Origin of the sequence: Vreelandella malpeensis (assembly GCF_020622355.1) — a bacterium.
Taxonomy (GTDB): Bacteria; Pseudomonadota; Gammaproteobacteria; order Pseudomonadales; family Halomonadaceae; genus Vreelandella; species Vreelandella malpeensis.
This window is the reverse complement of record NZ_WHVL01000001.1, coordinates 16,921-32,416: the sequence shown is the minus strand read 5'-3', so window position 1 is coordinate 32,416 and position 15,496 is coordinate 16,921. Positions and strand designations below refer to the sequence as shown.

Genomic DNA, 15,496 nt, shown 5'->3' with positions numbered 1-15,496 from the left:
CTCCTTGTGCGTTCTCGACGTGCAGCTTGCCCATCAGCGCCTCAACGCTCACACCGGCGCGCGCGCCTTGAACGGGTCGAGCGATGTCATGAGCGTTGATATCCTCGGGTATGACAGGGCAAACCATAGCCTTTTTCTGGAGTGAGCCGGCGTAGAAAGGACTCGGCTTGCTGGCGAATCGCATCACGTTTTTCATCGCTCATTCGGTTCAGCGAACCATAGATCAGCTTCATGCGCGGGTTGTCCTGCAACCGCTCGGCGTTGCGTTCGAGAAAGTGCCAATAAAGGCTGTTGAAGGGGCAGGCGTGGGTGCCGGTCAGTTGCTTGGGAGAGTAGCGGCACTGGGCGCAGTGATCCGACATCCTGTCGATGTACTTGCCCGAGGCGCAGTAGGGCTTGGAGCCCATCAGCCCGCCGTCGGCGTGCAGCACCATGCCCAGCGTATTGGGAAGCTCGACCCACTCGCTGGCATCGGCGTAGACCGCCAGATACCAGTCGCATAGCGCTTCGGGCTTGACGCCGCACAAGAGGGCGAAATTCCCGGTGATCATCAGTCGCTGAATATGGTGGGCGTAAGCGTTGTCGATGGTCATCTGCAGGGCTCGGTTCATGCAGCGCAGGTCGGTCTTCGCATCCCAGTAGAACGACGGCAGTTCGCGGCGGGCGTTCAGCCGGTTTTCACGCTTGTAGCCGGGCATCTGCGTCCAGTAGAGCCCGCGAACGTACTCCCGCCAGCCCAGTATCTGGCGAATGAAGCCTTCGACGGCGTTGATCGGCGCGCCTTTTTCGTAATAGCTGCGCTCGGCGGCTTCGCACACCTCCCGAGGCGAGAGCAGGCCGATGTTCATCGCCGCCGACAGCCGCGAGTGATAAAGATAGGGCTCGCGGTCGCTGATCGCATCCTGATAGCGGCCGAAGTCCGCCAGCGCTTCGGCAATGAAGTGCCTGAGATCCGACAGGGCCTGGCGTCGCGTCACCGGCAGGTTGAAATTCGTGATATCGCCCATGTGTTCGGGGAAGTGGCGCGCGGCATCCGCCAGGGCCTGGCGGGTGGTCGCATCCTGATGGTGATGGGGCAGGGTGGGGAAGTGCGTGCGGCCCTTCAAGGGCTCGCGATTGTCATGGTCGAAGTTCCACTGCCCGCCCGCCGGCTCGTCTCCCTCCATCAAAAGTCCGGTTCTTTTTCTCTGCTCACGGTAGAAGTACTCCATGCGCGGCTGAGTGCGCCCCCGCATCCAGTCGGCGAAATCAGCGGGCGTGGTGAAAAAGCGTGTATCCTCGAGCAAGCGCCAGGGCAGGACAGCCTCTTGGCGCTGGCGCATCGCTTCCCAGAGGCGCCACTCGCCCGGACGGGTAACGCGGATCTCGTCACAGCCGTGGTGCTTGGCCAGTCGTTCGGCTTCCTCGACGAGCGAGTGGGTGTTATGGGGATCGTCGAGGCGACTATAGGCCAGGGTGAATCCCTTGCGTTCGAGTTCGCGGGCGAAGTGGCGCATGGCGGCCAGAAACAGGCCGATCTTGTGGACGTGGTGAGGGACGTAGCGCGCTTCTTCCTTCACTTCGCACAGCGCCACGACCGCATCGGTCGGAGCGTCTTCGAGCGTCGGCAGTGACAGCGTCAGCTGATCGCCCAGTACCAGCAGTAGCGGCTTGGACATGAGTTGATCCGCAGTTATACAGATGATGTCGATAGTATAACTTCATACTGCCGAAACACCGAAAGATGGTAAGCTTTTCGCCCTCGACCCACTCGGCTTGATTGATTTCGAAGGAGCGACTGCCATGAGCGAGAGCATGTCAACGGACCGGCCCTGCGAAGGGCGCCTGGCCCACGCGCCGGAATCCCATCCACCGGTGGCCCGCAAGAAGGTGGGCGTGGTGCTGGCCAATCTGGGAACGCCGGATGCGACCGACTACTGGTCGATGCGTCGCTACCTCAACGAGTTCCTGTCCGATCAGCGGGTGGTGGATTACGCGCGCTGGAAATGGCAGCCGCTGTTGCAGACGATCATCCTGACCAAGCGGCCGTTCTCGTCGGGCAAGGCGTACAAGAGCATCTGGAACACCGAGGCCGACGAGAGCCCGCTTTTGACCATCACCCGCGCGCAGACCGCCAAGGTCGCCGCCCAACTGAAAGCGCTGCATGGCGATGCGGTCGAGGTGGACTTCTGCATGCGCTACGGCAATCCCTCCACGCCCAGCGTGCTCGAGCGTCTGCAGGCCGAGGGCTGCGAGCGCATCGTGTTCTTCCCGCTCTATCCGCAGTACGGCTCGCCGACCACCGCCACTGCCAATGACCAGGCGTTTCGCAGCCTGATGAAGATGAAGTGGCAGCCGGCACTTCGTACCGTACCCGCCTACTTCGATCACCCGAGCTACCTGCGGGCGCTGGCCAACTCTGTCGAGGAGGCCTACGCCGGCTTCGATACTCGCCCGAGCAAGCTGGTGGCCAGCTATCACGGCGTGCCGGAGCGCTACTTGCTGGAGGGTGACCCCTACCACTGCCACTGCCAGAAGACCACGCGGCTTCTGCGCGAGACGCTGGGCTTCGAGCGCGAAGAGATCGATACCGCCTTCCAGTCCCAGTTCGGCCCGGAGAAGTGGGTGGGCCCGCAGACCGTCGAGCACGTCGCCGAGCTCGCCCGCCAGGGGCACAAGCACATCGCGGTGATCTCGCCGGCTTTCTCATCGGACTGTGTCGAAACCCTCGAGGAGATTCAAGAGGAGATTCGCGAAAGTTTCCTGCACGCCGGCGGCGAGACCTTCAGCTACATTCCCTGCCTGAACGATCGCGACGATCATGTAGAGGCGCTCGTCGACATCCTCGAATCGGAGCTCGCGGGCTGGCTTTCAACGCCGCAATGACATAATTTCCCAAGGCTTATCAAGTATTAATATAGCTTGCTAAGCATTTGTTCGAGGTTTTGAAGCCTGGAAACCCGGGGCCGGCTGGTATAAAGTCTACGACTTTAGAATCACCTTTATTCAACGCTTCGGTGATGGATGCACCGAGCAGCGCCGGCGTACGGCGGTCACTACCCAGGAGAATTCGTCAGATGCAGCTCGCCGTCCTGTTAGGCTTCGTTCTGGCCGCCTCCGCGCCGCTCTTGAATCGCTGGTTCGGTCAGCAGGCAAGTTTCGTGTTGGCGCTGTTTCCGGCGTCGATCGCGGCGTGGCTTCTGACCCAGGCAGACGTCGTGATCGGCGAAGGGCCGCTGCTGCTCGAGTGGCAGTGGGTCCCGTCGCTGGGCATCAGCCTGACGTTCATGCTCGATGGTCTGTCGCTGCTGTTCGGGCTTTTGATCTGCGTGATCGGGACGTGTGTGCTGATCTATGCCGGGGGCTACCTGCGCGGCAGTCCCGATATGGCGCGCTTTCACCTGGCGATACTCGGCTTCATGATGTCGATGCTGGGCTTGGTGATGGCGGACGGGCTTTTGACCCTGTTCGTTTTCTGGGAGTTGACCAGCGTCACGTCCTACCTTCTGATCGGCTTCAACCATACCGACCTTGCCTCGCGCAAGTCCGCACGCCAAGGGCTGTTCGTCACCGTGGCCGGGGGCTTGGCGCTGATGGGGGGGTTGACGCTTCTGGGCATCGCCGGCGGCGCCTGGTCGTTCTCCGAGATCCTGGCCGGCGGCGAGGACCTTCGCCAGCACGCGCTCTACACACCGATGGTGATCTGCCTGCTGCTGGGCGCGTTCACCAAGTCGGCGCAGTTCCCGTTCCATTTCTGGCTACCCAATGCCATGGCCGCTCCCACGCCGGTCTCGGCCTACCTGCACTCGGCCACCATGGTCAAGGCGGGCATCTACCTGATGGCGCGGCTTTCGCCGGAGCTCGGCGGTACGGGACTCTGGATCACCACGCTGTCCCTGGTCGGCGCTGTCACCATGCTGACCGGGGCGTTCCTGGCCATTCACCACACCAACATCAAGAAGCTTCTGGCCTACTCCACGATCATGGCGCTGGGTACGCTCACCATGCTGCTGGGCATCGGTACTGACTACGCCATGACTGCCTTCGTCACCTTCTTGCTGGCGCACTCGCTGTACAAGGGGGCGCTGTTCATGGTGGCGGGCATCCTGGATCACGAGACCGGCACCAAGGACGTGAGCGCCATGGGCGGGTTGCGCTCCAGCATGCCGGTGACGGCGACGATCGCCTGCGTGGCGGCGCTGTCGCTCTCCGGGGTGCCGCCACTGTTCGGTTTCATCGGCAAGGAGCTCATGCTCGAGGCAGTGCTGGGAGCCGAAGGGTTTGCGGCGCTGCTGATCGTGATGGCCTTCGCCTCGGCGGTGCTGACCATCGCGGTGGCAGCGATCATCGCGCTTCGACCTTTCTTCGGCGAGCGTCGCCAGACCCCGAAAGAGCCCCACGAGGCCCCCTTCAGCATGCTGCTGGGGCCGGGCCTGCTGGCGGCCATTTCACTGGCGCTCGGGCTTGCGCCCGCGCTGTTAGGCGGGGATGCGCTGCTGACCGCGGCGGCAAGCTCGGTGGTGGGCACGCGCCTCGATGTATCGCTGTCGCTCTGGTACGGGGTGAACACGGCGCTGATCCTGTCGATCGTGAGCCTGGCGCTCGGCTTTCTGCTCTTCAAGCGCTGGGATGGCGTGCGCGGGCGGCTGTCCATCCTGGCGCCTATCCAGCGTCGCGGGCCGGAGGCCGGGTTCGATGCCAGCCTTCGCGGCATCGAGCGCTTCGCCGAGTGGCAGACGCGGATCCTGCAAAACGGCTACATGCGCAACTACATCCTGGTGATGCTGGTGGTGCTGATCGCCCTGATCGGGCAGTCGATCCTGGTGCGTCACTCCCCGCTGCTCGACTTTTCCCTGGACGTGCGCTTTCACGAGATCATCGTGGTCGGCACCATGGCCATGGGGGCGCTGTTCGCCACCGTCTCGCGCTCGCGGCTGGGCGCGGTGGTCTCGGTCGGCATCATGGGCTTTTCCATCGCGCTGATCTTCATCCTGTTCAGCGCGCCGGATCTGGGCATCACGCAGCTGCTGGTCGAGACGCTGACGGTCATTCTGCTGGTACTGGTGCTGTTCCGGCTGCCGCGCTTCTCCAACCTGTCGACCAGCCTGGAGCGCATTCGCGATGGTGCCACCGCCGCCGCGATGGGCGTGCTGATCTTTCTGCTGATCATCACCGCCTGGAGCATCGATCAGTTCGAGCCCATCTCGACCTACATGGTAGAGAACAGCGCGCCGCTCGCTTATGGGCGCAACATCGTCAACGTCATCCTGGTGGACTACCGGGCGCTGGATACGCTGGGCGAGATGTTCGTGCTGGCGCTGGCCGCCATCGGGGTCATCGCCATGCTGAAACTGCGCCACGTCACGCCCGGGGAAGGGAAGGCGAGCGGTACCGGCAAGCCGGCGGTCAAGGAGGAGCCCTACGATGGTTAAGTCAGGCACGATCATTCTCAACACGGCGGCGCGCTTTCTGATGCCGCTGCAGCTGATGTTCTCGGTGTTCCTGCTGCTGCGCGGTCATGACGAGCCCGGTGGAGGCTTCATCGCGGGGCTGGTCGCGGCCGGGGCATTCACGCTCTACCTGTTCGCCTTCGGGGTCAGCGCCACTCGAGAGGTGCTGCGCATGCTCGACCCGCGCGATCTGATCGGCGCGGGGCTATTGCTCGGCATGATCTCCATCGTGCCCGCCTGGTTCATGGATCAGCCGTTTCTCACCGCCCAGTGGTGGACCATTCCGGTGATCGACTTCAAGGCCTCGACGCCACTGATCTTCGACGTGGGGGTGTATCTGGCCGTGCTGGGCTCGGTGATCGGCATGGTGATGGCGCTGATGGAGGTCGACAAGGATGAACCGTGACCTGCAAGGAGGGTACCTATGGAACCGTTGATGGCCCTGGCGATCGGGCTTCTCTACGCCACCGCCATTTTCATGATGCTGCGGCGCTCGATCGTGAAGCTGGTGATCGGGCTGCTGCTCTTGTCCAATGCCGCCAACCTTCTGATCTTTACCACGGCGGGCATGACCCGCGGCGCGCCGCCCTTGATTCCCGAAGGCATGTCGCAGCCGCTGGGCCAGGTGGCGGACCCGCTGCCCCAGGCGGTGGTGCTCACCGCCATCGTCATCGCCTTCGGGGTGCTGGCCTTCGCCGTGGTACTGATTCGCCGCGCCTACGAAATCGTCAAGGCGGATGATCTGGACAAGATGAAGGATACCGATACGTGAGGCCCGAAGTCGCACTTCCCGTTCTGCTGCCGCTGTTGTCCGGGGCGCTGTCGCTGATGTTCTGGCGCTCGCGTCCCATGCAGCGCTTTCTCGCCGTGGCGGGCAATGTCGCGCTGCTCGGCGTCAGCCTCTGGCTGTTCGTCGAGGTGCTCGGCGATGGCTACATCACCATGCAGATGGGCAGCTGGCCGGCGCCTTTCGGCATCACGCTGATCGCCGACATGCTCAGCGCCGTGATGATCCTGCTGACCGGGATCATCGGCCTCGCCATGGGCATCTATTCGCTCGCCGCCACCGGTCGCGGTCACGAGAAATTCGGCTACTACCCGTTGATGCACCTGCTGCTGGCGGGCGTGGCCGGGGCCTTTCTGACCGGCGACATCTTCAACCTCTACGTGTGGTTCGAGGTGATGCTGGTGGCCTCCTTCGCGCTTCTGATCCTGGGGGGGGAGCGGGCGCAGATGGAAGGGGCGATCAAGTACGTGACCTTGAACCTGCTCGCCTCGGTGATCTTTCTCACCGCCATCGGACTTCTGTACGGTACCGTGGGAACGCTCAACATGGCGGACATCGCCCTGCGCATGGACCAGGTGGAGCACGCGGGCATGGTCGAGGTGCTGGCGGTGATGTTCATGGTCGCCTTCGGCATCAAGGCCGCCGCCTTTCCGCTGTTCTTCTGGCTGCCGGCGTCCTACCACACGCCGCCAGTGGCGGTATCGGCGCTGTTCGCCGGGCTCTTGACCAAGGTGGGGGTCTATTCGCTTTTTCGCGTGTTCACGCTCATCTTCGATCAGACCATGGACTACCTGCAGGAAATCATGCTGTGGGGGGCGGTATTCACCATGGTGACCGGCGTGCTCGGTGCGGCGACCCAGTATGAGTTTCGCCGCATCCTGTCGTTTCATATCGTCAGTCAGATCGGCTACATGATCCTCGGGCTTGCGATCTACACGCCGCTGGCCATCGCCGGCGGGGTGTTCGCGATCATGCACAACATCGTGGTGAAGACGAATCTCTTCTTGATCAGCGGCATCACCCACCGCCTGCAGGGCACCTACCAGCTCAAGAAGATGGGCGGGCTCTATCGCCAGCGGCCCTGGCTCGCGGTGGCGTTTTTCGTCTCGGCGTTCTCGCTGGCCGGGGTTCCGCCGCTTTCCGGCTTCTTCGCCAAGTTCGTCCTGATTCGCGCCGGCCTCGAAGCCGAGGCCTACGTCGCCACCGGCTTTGCCCTGGCGGTGGGGCTGATGACCCTCTACTCGATGGTGAAGATCTGGAACGAGGTGTTCTGGAAGGCGCTTCCCGAGGACAACCTGGTGCCTGCCGCGCAGACGCCGGTCGGTGACGATGGGCGGCTTCTGAAGCCGAGCCTGTGGCTGATGTATTTACCGGTGGTGGTGTTGGCCTTCATATCGCTTCTGATCGGCGTGTTCGCCGAGCCGATCATGCAGGTCATGAACATCATCGGCGATCAGCTGTTCGCGCCCGACGGGTATATCGAAGCGGTGCTGGGCGCGCCCGGCGATACCGAAGCCACCGTCGTCGAGCCGCTCGAGCTCGACGCCGAAGCCGTCAGGGAACCCGGGGAGGAGCTACCATGACCGGTGCGATCTGGAACCTTCTGCTCGGGCTTGCCTGGGTACTGCTCAGCGGTGACTTCACCGGCCTCAACCTGCTGGTGGGCATGGTGTTCGGCTATATCGCCCTGGTGCTGATCGAGCATCAGGTGGAAGCGCTCAAGGGGTATCCGGCCCGCATCCCGCGTATCGTTCGCTTCATCGGCTTTTTCATCAAGGAGCTGGTGCAGGCGAACCTTCGTGTGGGCTTCGATATCCTGACCCCGCCCTGGCACATGAAGCCGGGGGTGATCGCACTGCCGCTGTCGGCGCGTACCGAAATGGAGATCACCCTGGTGGCGAACCTGATCTCGCTGACGCCGGGGACGCTGAGCCTGGACGTCTCCGACGACCGGCGAGTGCTCTACATTCACGCCATGTTCCTCGACGACGAGGATGAGCTGCGTCGCAATCTCAAGGAAATGGAGCACCGCGCACTGGAGCTGTTTCGCTGATGAGTACCGTGATTTTGATCTGTCAGGTGATCATGGGGCTGGCCCTCGTGCTCACCTTCGTTCGTGTGGTGCGGGGGCCGAGCCTGCCAGACCGCGTGGTGGCCCTCGAGCTTTTCTCCACCACCGTGGTGGGGCTCGTCGGGGTGTATGCGGTTCAGTCGGAGGTGGCGAGCTTTCTCGACGCTGCCATCGTGATCGCGCTGATGGGCTTTCTGGCCGCCATCGGTTTTGCACGCTTTCTGGAAAGAGGAGGCCCCAGGGATGATTGAGGTCGTCAAGGGTACGCTTTTACTCAGCGGGTCACTGTTCATTCTGCTGGCCGCCATCGGTCTTGTGCGTTTGCCGGATCTTTTGACCCGCATGCACGCGACGACCAAGGCGGCGGCGCTCGGGGTCATTCTGATCATGCTCGCCTCGGCGATGCATTTCGCCGAAGTGGGCGTGGTGGCACGCTCCTTCGCTATCATCCTGTTCATTCTGATGACGGCGCCGGTCGCCGCGCATGTGATCGGGCGAGCGGGCTACTTTGTCGGCTCTAAGCTCTGGAGCGGCACCGTCAAGGATGAGCTCAAGCCCAATTACGACCCGCTGACACACGAGTTGAAAAGCGGACTTGAAACACAGGAAAACGCTCGCCGCGTACCGCGTGAAAGCGATCCCGAGTAAGCGTTGACGGCTTTTACCCTTGATTGTCATAACATGAGTTAATATTTAAACCGCCTCTCCAAGGCGGTTTTTTTTCGTGTTGCCGCTTGATAATGTAAAAAATTAGTCCATTATTTATGTACAATAATTGTATTGTATAAGACAATGTGTTCAGGTATCACATGTCGAAACGCTTGAAGAAAAGCTCTGACGTACTCAAGACCCAGTATTTAATATCAAGGTATCAAAAGCCTACGATGATCGCGTTCTATGCCTGCGCCCATAGTTCTAGCGACGATGGATGCACGGCTGACGTGGTGGATTCACGCGGTTGCAACGCTTGGATTCGCGACGTTGGCAAAGCACGCTTGGGAGGCTCCTAGCATGAACATCACTACCGATATTGTCTGGCTGCACGACAACTTGCGCGTGGCGGACAACCCCTTGCTGCAGTTCGATTCAAGGCCCGATCAATTGATCTGCCTGTATGTCCTCGATCAGCGTCTACTCGATGCGAGTCTGCTCGGCGAATCGACGCCGCGCCTCGGGCCTGCTCGGTTGCGGTTTCTGTGGCAAAGCCTGATGGCACTGCGCGGGGAGCTTCTACAGCTCGGTAGTGATCTTTCGGTACGCATCGGCGATCCCTCATCAATAGTTGTACAGCTGGCCGAGCGTTATCAGGCGCGAAGCGTTCGCGTGGCGTCCCATTCAGGATTTGAAGAGAGCCAACGAATCGATCGCGTGGCCGAGGGACTGCCCCCCTGTGCCACCCTCGAGCGACTCGAGAGCGGTTATCTGTTCGATACTGACGAACTCCCCTTCGAGCTCGACGACATGCCGGCGAGTTTCAGCGCGTTTCGCCAGCGTGTCGAGAAACAGTGGGCCTTCAAGGAGGCGGTCAACGCACCCTTTACGCTCCCGGGCTGGCCTGAAGATGCTTCCCGCGGTTTTCCGCCGCTAAAGGCGGTAAGCGAGGAGAGCGCCTTCTGGCTTCCGGACGATCGTCAGGGATTCGTTTTCATGGGGGGGGAGGCCGCTGCCCACCAGCGCCTGCATCATTATCTCTGGCAGCAAAATGGCGCCGAATCCTACAAGAAGACTCGTAACGGCCTGCTCGGCGCCAACTTCTCGACGCGCTTTTCGCCCTGGCTGGCCCATGGCTGTCTGTCGGCGCGTCAGGTTTACAAGGAAGTCAAAGCCTGGGAAGCGGTCAACGGCGCCAACGAATCCAGCCAATGGATCGTCTTCGAGCTTCTATGGCGCGATTACTTCCATCGCAATGCCCAGGTCGAAGGGGCGGCGCTGTTCGGAGATACCACCATTCCGGTGCCTTGCGAGAGGTTCGACCTGTGGCGCGAGGGCAAAACCGGGGTGCCGTTCATCGATGCCGCCATGCTCGAGTTGCGATACACCGGCTGGATCTCCAGCCGGTCACGCCAGAACGTGGCGAGCTTTCTGGTCAACGACCTCGAAGTGGATTGGCGCTTGGGTGCCTGGTGGTTCGAGCACTGTCTCATCGACTACGACCCGGCCAACAACTGGGGCAATTGGGGACACATCGCCGGGCTCGGGCGTGATGGACGCAAGGACCGCTACTTCAATGTGCTCAAGCAGGCCAGGCACTATGACCCCAAGGGACTCTACGTGGCCCACTGGCTGCCGGAGCTCGGTGCGTTCGATGTCGGTATCGCGCGCCACCAGCCCTGGCGCAGCGCCCCGGCAAGCTTCAATGCGCCTTGTGTACTGCCAAGGCAGTGGAATCGTTGGCTGCTCGATAAGCCCGAAGGCGCCCCCGCATCGATGGCCGAGCCTATCAATAGTGATGTTGCCATGGCGCACGAACGCCTTCCTGCGCAAGAAGCGCGGTTGAACAAGTCCGTGAGTACGTCCATCGAGGAAACCGAAGAGGCCGAAGAATAACGGGTGGTGAGTGTCTCGAGCGGGACTGGTAACTCGCACGTTTCTACGCCATTATCGATCTTCGCCAGGGATTGCCGAGAGATCGATACTATGTCATTGAAAAGCAATACATTAGCAAGCTATCGTTGTGCCGGTTTCACGGGCGCGCTGCTGCTGGGCACACTCGTCTCACTGCCTGGTCACGCCAGCCTGCAGTTGATGAGCGAAGTAGATGCGCGAGCCGCCGAGCAGGTTCAGTACGCCAGTTTCAACCAGTGGCTCGGTGATTTTCGCCGCCATGCACGAGAGCAGGGGATCAGTGAAGCCACGCTTGCCAGCGCTTTCGATTCGTTACGCTATCGCGAGCGCGTGATCGAGCTCGACCGCTATCAGCCGGAATTCGTGCGTCCCATTTGGCAGTACCTGGATTCCGCAGTGTCCGATACCCGCGTCACGACCGGTCGTGAAAAGCTTCAAGCGCACCGCCAGACCGCCGAGCAAATGCAGAGCCGCTACGGCGTGCCAGCGGAGATCGTTGTGGCGATCTGGGGGATCGAGAGCAATTATGGCAGCAATTTTGGTGATTTCTCTACCCTCGAGGCCCTGGCGACGCTGGCCTACGATGGCCGTCGGCGCGACTTCGCGCGCAACGAGTTATTGTCGGCGCTGCGCATCATCGACGAAGGCGATATCTCCGCCGAGCAGATGAAAGGCTCCTGGGCCGGCGCGATGGGGCACACCCAGTTCATTCCCTCGAGCTTCGAAGCCTACGCCGTGGATGGCGACAACGACGGCCGGCGCGATATCTGGGGCAGCATTCCCGATGTCATGGCTTCGACGGCCAACTATCTGGCCAAAGCCAACTGGCAACAGGGTCAGCCTTGGGGGCGCGAGGTGATCCTGCCCGACGGCTTCGACTACGCCCAGACCGAGCGGCGCAGCACTGGTGAATGGGCAGGCCAAGGCGTTCGCGCCGTCAGCGGCGAGCTTCCCGAATTCGACAGCGCGGCGATCATCGTGCCCGCCGGCGCGCGCGGGCCGGCCTTTTTGGTAGGCCCCAACTTCCGCGCTATCCTGCGCTACAACAACGCCACCAGCTACGCGCTGGCCGTGGCGACACTGGGCGATGCGATTGCCGGACGCCCCGGAATTTCACAGTCTTGGCCGCGCGACGAGGCACCTTTGACTCGCGACGATGTCAAAGCGCTCCAGCAGCGACTCAATGCCTCCGGCTACTCGGTCGGCACGCCCGACGGCATCATGGGGCCGAATACCCAAGGTGGGCTCCGGGCGTTCCAGCGCGATCAGGGGCTGACGCCGGATGGTTTCGCCACGCAGTCGTTGCTCGAGCGTCTTCGTTAGCGCTTCACGAACGAGTCGTTACGACCAATATCTTTCAATCAAGGATGAACAGTGATGAGCAAGGTATTTTCAACGGTAGTGGGAAAGACGTTGGGCGTCGCGGCGCTTTCCGGTGCGCTGCTGGCCGCTGCCGGCGCGCAGGCGGACGACGAGCGTAAAGTGTACGGTTGGGTCGAGAATGCGGTGATCGCTCACTGGGACATCAAGGTGAAGGCAAAACTCGACAGCGGAGCGTTGACCTCGTCGCTCGATGCCCGTGATATCGAGCTGTTCGATAAAGAGGGTGAGGAGTGGGTGCGCTTTCGACTGCAGCTCGAAGACCAGGCCAGCGGCGAAACCTTCAGTGACGAGATCGAGCGGCCGCTTCATCGGGAGCAGACCGTTCGCGGTGCCGGGGGTACAGACGACCGCCCGGTCGTGCTGCTGGATATCTGCATGGGCGACACGATCTACGAAGAGCAGTTCAGCCTGCGCGATCGTGAAGACATGATCTATCCCATGCTGCTGGGGCGGCGTACCATCAGCCACCTGGGGCTTCTGGACGTCGAGAACACCTTCCTGCAAAGCCCGGAGTGCGCGAACGATGCCGAGTACGTCGCCCACGACCCCGACGACGATCAGGACTGAGCCGAATTCGCCGGCGTGTTTCGGGCACGCTGGCTAGAACAGCTTCGACAAGAGCGCCGTCACGGCGGTTTCCACCCGCAAGATCCGGGCACCGAGATGGATGCCTTCGCAGCCCGCTTCCAACAGCTGTTCCACTTCCCAATCGATAAAGCCTCCTTCCGGGCCGACCAGCAGCAGAGTCTGTTCGCTCACCTGGCGTGGGCAGGCGTTGGGCATGCCCGGGTGTGCCACCAGGCCACGGTGGTCCTTCATCAGCGCCGGCAATCGTTGCTCGATGAATGGCCGAAAACCCTTGATCAGCTCGATCTCCGGCCACACCGTGTCGCGTGCCTGCTCTAGCCCGAGCAGAAAATGCTGGTGGATCTTGTCGATATTAAGCTCCGGCGACTGCCAGTAGCTCTTCTCCACCCGCTTGGTATGCAAAAGCGTCAGGCGCTTCACGCCCAGTGCGGTGACGTGCTCAAGCGTGCGGGCCAGCATGCGTGGGCGGGGTAGGGCGAGCACCAGGTGAACCGGCAGCGCCGGCGGCGGCGCTGCCGCGAGCGTGCCCAGCTCGAACACCGCACGATGGGCATCGAGCTCGACCAGCGTCGCCCGGCCTACGCGGTCGTTCATTACGCCCACGGTCAGCTCGTCGCCGGGGCGGGCGCGATGCACGTCGTGGAGGTGCTTCAAGCGGCGGGCGTCGGCCAGAACGGCGCGCTGGCCGTCGAGCTCATCGGGAGCAAGCAGTATCAGGTTCATGAGGCTCACAAGGTCGTGACGGCAAGGTGCATGCGGGTCATACGTTCGCCCGGCTTGCATGCGTGCGCGTTGCAGGCACAATACCTGCAGTGGCGACGAAAGCCTTTACCGCGTTTTAAGGAGATGCGCTGTGCGCGTGATTCGCAAATATGCCAACCGGCGATTGTACGATACTCAGCAGAGCCGGTATGTAACCCTCGAGGATCTGCGCCGACTGATCATCGATGAAGAGCCGTTTCGCGTCGAGGACGCCAAGAGCGGCGAGGATCTGACGCGCACCATCCTGCTGTCGATCATCATCGAGCAGGAGCAGGCCGACAGCGACGCCGAGGTGTTCTCCAACGACCTGCTCGCGCAGCTCATCCGGGTCTACGACATGTCCTCGCCCTTGCCGCTGGCCCGCTATCTCGAACAGGGCACCCAACTGATGCTCCAGCAGCAACAGCGCATGCAGAACCAGTGGCAGCAGGCGTTCAAGAACTCACCCATGGAGCTGATGCGTGAAATGGCCGAGGAGAACATGCGCTTCTGGCAGAGCGCGCTGCAAAAACCCTCGCAGGGAGACGACGACGATAAACCCTCGTGAGCCGCGAACGCTCGGGTATGGCATAATGCGTCATCGCAACGCATCTGTTTGAGAAGGAAATACATGAACGTTCTGACGATTGGTGGTGGCGGGCGCGAGCACGCCCTGGCGTGGAAGCTTGCGCAGTCTCCTCAGGTGAGCAAGGTGTTCGTCGCGCCGGGCAACGCCGGCACCGCCGGTGAAGGCGGGCTCGAGAACGTGGCGATCGACGCCACCGATATCGAGGCGCTGATCGCGTTCGCCAAGCGCGAGCAGGTGGGGTTGACCGTGGTAGGGCCGGAAGCACCGCTGGTCGAGGGTGTGGTGGATCGCTTCGAGGAGGAGGGGCTCGTGATCTTCGGCCCGCGCCAGGCCGCCGCCCAGCTCGAAGGCTCCAAGTCCTTCACCAAGGATTTCCTCGCCCGCCACGCCATTCCGTCTGCGGCCTATTGCACCTTCACCAAGGTCGAGCCGGCGCTAGCCTACCTTGAAGAGATGGGCGCGCCGATCGTCATCAAGGCCGACGGCCTGGCCGCCGGCAAGGGCGTGATCGTGGCGATGAGCGAGGCGGAAGCGCAAGCGGCGATTCGCGACATGCTCGAGGCCAATGCCTTCGGCGATGCCGGGGCGCGGGTGGTCATCGAGGAGTTCCTCGAAGGCGAGGAGGCGAGCTTCATCGTCATGGTCGATGGTGAAAGCGTCGTCCCCATGGCCACGAGCCAGGACCATAAGCGTGCCTACGATGGCGATACCGGCCCCAATACCGGCGGCATGGGCGCCTATTCGCCGGCGCCGGTGGTCACCCCCGAGATCGATGCGCGCATCATGGAGCGGGTGATCCTGCCCACCGTGCGCGGCATGCGCGATGAAGGCCACGCCTACCGCGGTTTTCTGTACGCGGGACTGATGATCGACGCCGCCGGCGACCCGAAGGTAATCGAGTACAACTGTCGTTTCGGCGACCCGGAAACCCAGCCGATCATGATGCGCCTGCAGTCGGATCTCGCCGAGCTTTGCCTGGCCGGTGCCAGGGGCGAGCTGGCCGGGCGGCACTGTGAGTGGGACAGCCGCGCCGCGGTGGGCGTGGTGATGGCCGCTGGCGGCTACCCGAGGAGCTATCGCAAGGGCGACGTGATCGACGGACTCGACGCTGCCGAAGCGACCGGCTGCAAGGTCTTCCACGCCGGAACGGCCTCGAGCGACAAGGGCGAGGTGGTGAGCGCTGGCGGGCGTGTGCTGTGCGTCACAGCGCTCGGCGACAGCGTTCAAGAGGCGCAGCGCAAGGCCTATCAGGGCGTCGAGGCGATTCGCTGGCAAGGCGCCGAGTACCGTCGCGATATCGCCTATCGCGCCATCGCCCGCGAAACGTCGCGGTAACCCTCTCG

At 62.3% G+C, this 15,496-nt stretch carries 15 protein-coding genes; 13 read left to right on the top strand and 2 right to left on the bottom strand.

Annotated elements, in window-relative coordinates; all coding sequences use genetic code 11:
- Window positions 1–86 precede the first annotated feature (86 nt).
- On the bottom strand, window positions 87–1,658 hold the full coding sequence (locus tag GEV37_RS00160) for a cryptochrome/photolyase family protein (RefSeq protein ID WP_227388151.1): 1,572 nt from the start codon (window positions 1,656–1,658) through the stop codon (window positions 87–89).
- 124 nt (window positions 1,659–1,782) lie between these two features.
- Between GEV37_RS00160 and hemH the strand changes: the two genes are divergently transcribed.
- The 11 genes from hemH to rloA3 all read left to right on the top strand — a co-directional run bounded on the left by hemH (window position 1,783) and on the right by rloA3 (window position 12,802).
- The gene (hemH, locus tag GEV37_RS00155) at window positions 1,783–2,865 is read left to right on the top strand and encodes a ferrochelatase (RefSeq protein ID WP_227388150.1); all 1,083 of its coding nucleotides are present in this window, start codon (window positions 1,783–1,785) and stop codon (window positions 2,863–2,865) included.
- 191 nt (window positions 2,866–3,056) lie between these two features.
- Window positions 3,057–5,411, top strand: coding sequence for a putative monovalent cation/H+ antiporter subunit A (locus tag GEV37_RS00150; RefSeq protein ID WP_227388149.1), 2,355 nt, complete (start codon window positions 3,057–3,059; stop codon window positions 5,409–5,411).
- The gene (locus tag GEV37_RS00145; RefSeq protein ID WP_227388148.1) at window positions 5,404–5,835 is read left to right on the top strand and encodes a Na+/H+ antiporter subunit B; all 432 of its coding nucleotides are present in this window, start codon (window positions 5,404–5,406) and stop codon (window positions 5,833–5,835) included. The genes GEV37_RS00150 and GEV37_RS00145 overlap by 8 nt, the downstream gene beginning before the upstream one ends.
- A gap of 18 nt (window positions 5,836–5,853) precedes the next feature.
- On the top strand, window positions 5,854–6,201 hold the full coding sequence (locus GEV37_RS00140; protein ID WP_227388147.1) for a Na+/H+ antiporter subunit C: 348 nt from the start codon (window positions 5,854–5,856) through the stop codon (window positions 6,199–6,201).
- On the top strand, window positions 6,198–7,799 hold the full coding sequence (locus GEV37_RS00135; protein WP_227388146.1) for a Na+/H+ antiporter subunit D: 1,602 nt from the start codon (window positions 6,198–6,200) through the stop codon (window positions 7,797–7,799). Before GEV37_RS00140 ends, GEV37_RS00135 begins: the two co-directional genes overlap by 4 nt.
- On the top strand, window positions 7,796–8,269 hold the full coding sequence (locus tag GEV37_RS00130; RefSeq protein WP_227388145.1) for a Na+/H+ antiporter subunit E: 474 nt from the start codon (window positions 7,796–7,798) through the stop codon (window positions 8,267–8,269). Before GEV37_RS00135 ends, GEV37_RS00130 begins: the two co-directional genes overlap by 4 nt.
- Window positions 8,269–8,538, top strand: coding sequence for an MrpF/PhaF family protein (locus GEV37_RS00125; RefSeq protein WP_227388144.1), 270 nt, complete (start codon window positions 8,269–8,271; stop codon window positions 8,536–8,538). Before GEV37_RS00130 ends, GEV37_RS00125 begins: the two co-directional genes overlap by 1 nt.
- Entirely contained in the window at window positions 8,531–8,935 is a 405-nt protein-coding gene (gene mnhG, locus GEV37_RS00120) for a monovalent cation/H(+) antiporter subunit G (protein ID WP_227388143.1), read from the top strand. Before GEV37_RS00125 ends, mnhG begins: the two co-directional genes overlap by 8 nt.
- Window positions 8,936–9,298: 363 nt before the next feature.
- Window positions 9,299–10,834 (top strand): DASH family cryptochrome, encoded by a 1,536-nt coding sequence (locus GEV37_RS00115; RefSeq protein ID WP_227388142.1) that lies wholly within the window; start codon window positions 9,299–9,301, stop codon window positions 10,832–10,834.
- Between the two features lie 90 nt (window positions 10,835–10,924).
- A complete protein-coding gene (locus tag GEV37_RS00110; RefSeq protein ID WP_227388141.1) occupies window positions 10,925–12,175 on the top strand; it encodes a lytic murein transglycosylase in 1,251 nt (416 codons plus the stop codon).
- A gap of 54 nt (window positions 12,176–12,229) precedes the next feature.
- The gene (rloA3, locus tag GEV37_RS00105; protein ID WP_227388140.1) at window positions 12,230–12,802 is read left to right on the top strand and encodes a retropepsin-like aspartic peptidase RloA3; all 573 of its coding nucleotides are present in this window, start codon (window positions 12,230–12,232) and stop codon (window positions 12,800–12,802) included.
- Between the two features lie 33 nt (window positions 12,803–12,835).
- Here rloA3 and GEV37_RS00100 read toward each other — a convergent pair whose 3' ends face one another.
- Entirely contained in the window at window positions 12,836–13,546 is a 711-nt protein-coding gene (locus GEV37_RS00100; protein WP_227388139.1) for a 16S rRNA (uracil(1498)-N(3))-methyltransferase, read from the bottom strand.
- Window positions 13,547–13,676: 130 nt separating this feature from the next.
- Here GEV37_RS00100 and phaR point away from each other — a divergent pair, with 130 nt between their 5' ends.
- Window positions 13,677–14,132, top strand: coding sequence for a polyhydroxyalkanoate synthesis repressor PhaR (gene phaR, locus GEV37_RS00095; RefSeq protein ID WP_227388138.1), 456 nt, complete (start codon window positions 13,677–13,679; stop codon window positions 14,130–14,132).
- 63 nt (window positions 14,133–14,195) lie between these two features.
- Window positions 14,196–15,488: a phosphoribosylamine--glycine ligase gene (gene purD / locus GEV37_RS00090; RefSeq protein ID WP_227388137.1), complete on the top strand. Its 1,293-nt coding sequence runs from the start codon at window positions 14,196–14,198 to the stop codon at window positions 15,486–15,488.
- Window positions 15,489–15,496 lie beyond the last annotated feature (8 nt).

Excerpts from the sequence above, each read along its gene's own strand:
- hemH (WP_227388150.1), top strand. The coding sequence starts at position 1,783 with ATGAGCGAGAGCATGTCAACGGACCGGCCCTGCGAAGGGCGCCTGGCC.
- mnhG (WP_227388143.1), top strand. The coding sequence starts at position 8,531 with ATGATTGAGGTCGTCAAGGGTACGCTTTTACTCAGCGGGTCACTGTTC.
- GEV37_RS00140 (WP_227388147.1), top strand. The coding sequence starts at position 5,854 with ATGGAACCGTTGATGGCCCTGGCGATCGGGCTTCTCTACGCCACCGCC.
- rloA3 (WP_227388140.1), top strand. The coding sequence starts at position 12,230 with ATGAGCAAGGTATTTTCAACGGTAGTGGGAAAGACGTTGGGCGTCGCG.
- GEV37_RS00130 (WP_227388145.1), top strand. The coding sequence starts at position 7,796 with ATGACCGGTGCGATCTGGAACCTTCTGCTCGGGCTTGCCTGGGTACTG.
- GEV37_RS00150 (WP_227388149.1), top strand. The coding sequence starts at position 3,057 with ATGCAGCTCGCCGTCCTGTTAGGCTTCGTTCTGGCCGCCTCCGCGCCG.
- GEV37_RS00145 (WP_227388148.1), top strand. The coding sequence starts at position 5,404 with ATGGTTAAGTCAGGCACGATCATTCTCAACACGGCGGCGCGCTTTCTG.
- GEV37_RS00110 (WP_227388141.1), top strand. The coding sequence starts at position 10,925 with ATGTCATTGAAAAGCAATACATTAGCAAGCTATCGTTGTGCCGGTTTC.
- purD (WP_227388137.1), top strand. The coding sequence starts at position 14,196 with ATGAACGTTCTGACGATTGGTGGTGGCGGGCGCGAGCACGCCCTGGCG.
- GEV37_RS00100 (WP_227388139.1), bottom strand. The coding sequence starts at position 13,546 with ATGAACCTGATACTGCTTGCTCCCGATGAGCTCGACGGCCAGCGCGCC.
- GEV37_RS00160 (WP_227388151.1), bottom strand. The coding sequence starts at position 1,658 with ATGTCCAAGCCGCTACTGCTGGTACTGGGCGATCAGCTGACGCTGTCA.
- GEV37_RS00115 (WP_227388142.1), top strand. The coding sequence starts at position 9,299 with ATGAACATCACTACCGATATTGTCTGGCTGCACGACAACTTGCGCGTG.
- GEV37_RS00125 (WP_227388144.1), top strand. The coding sequence starts at position 8,269 with ATGAGTACCGTGATTTTGATCTGTCAGGTGATCATGGGGCTGGCCCTC.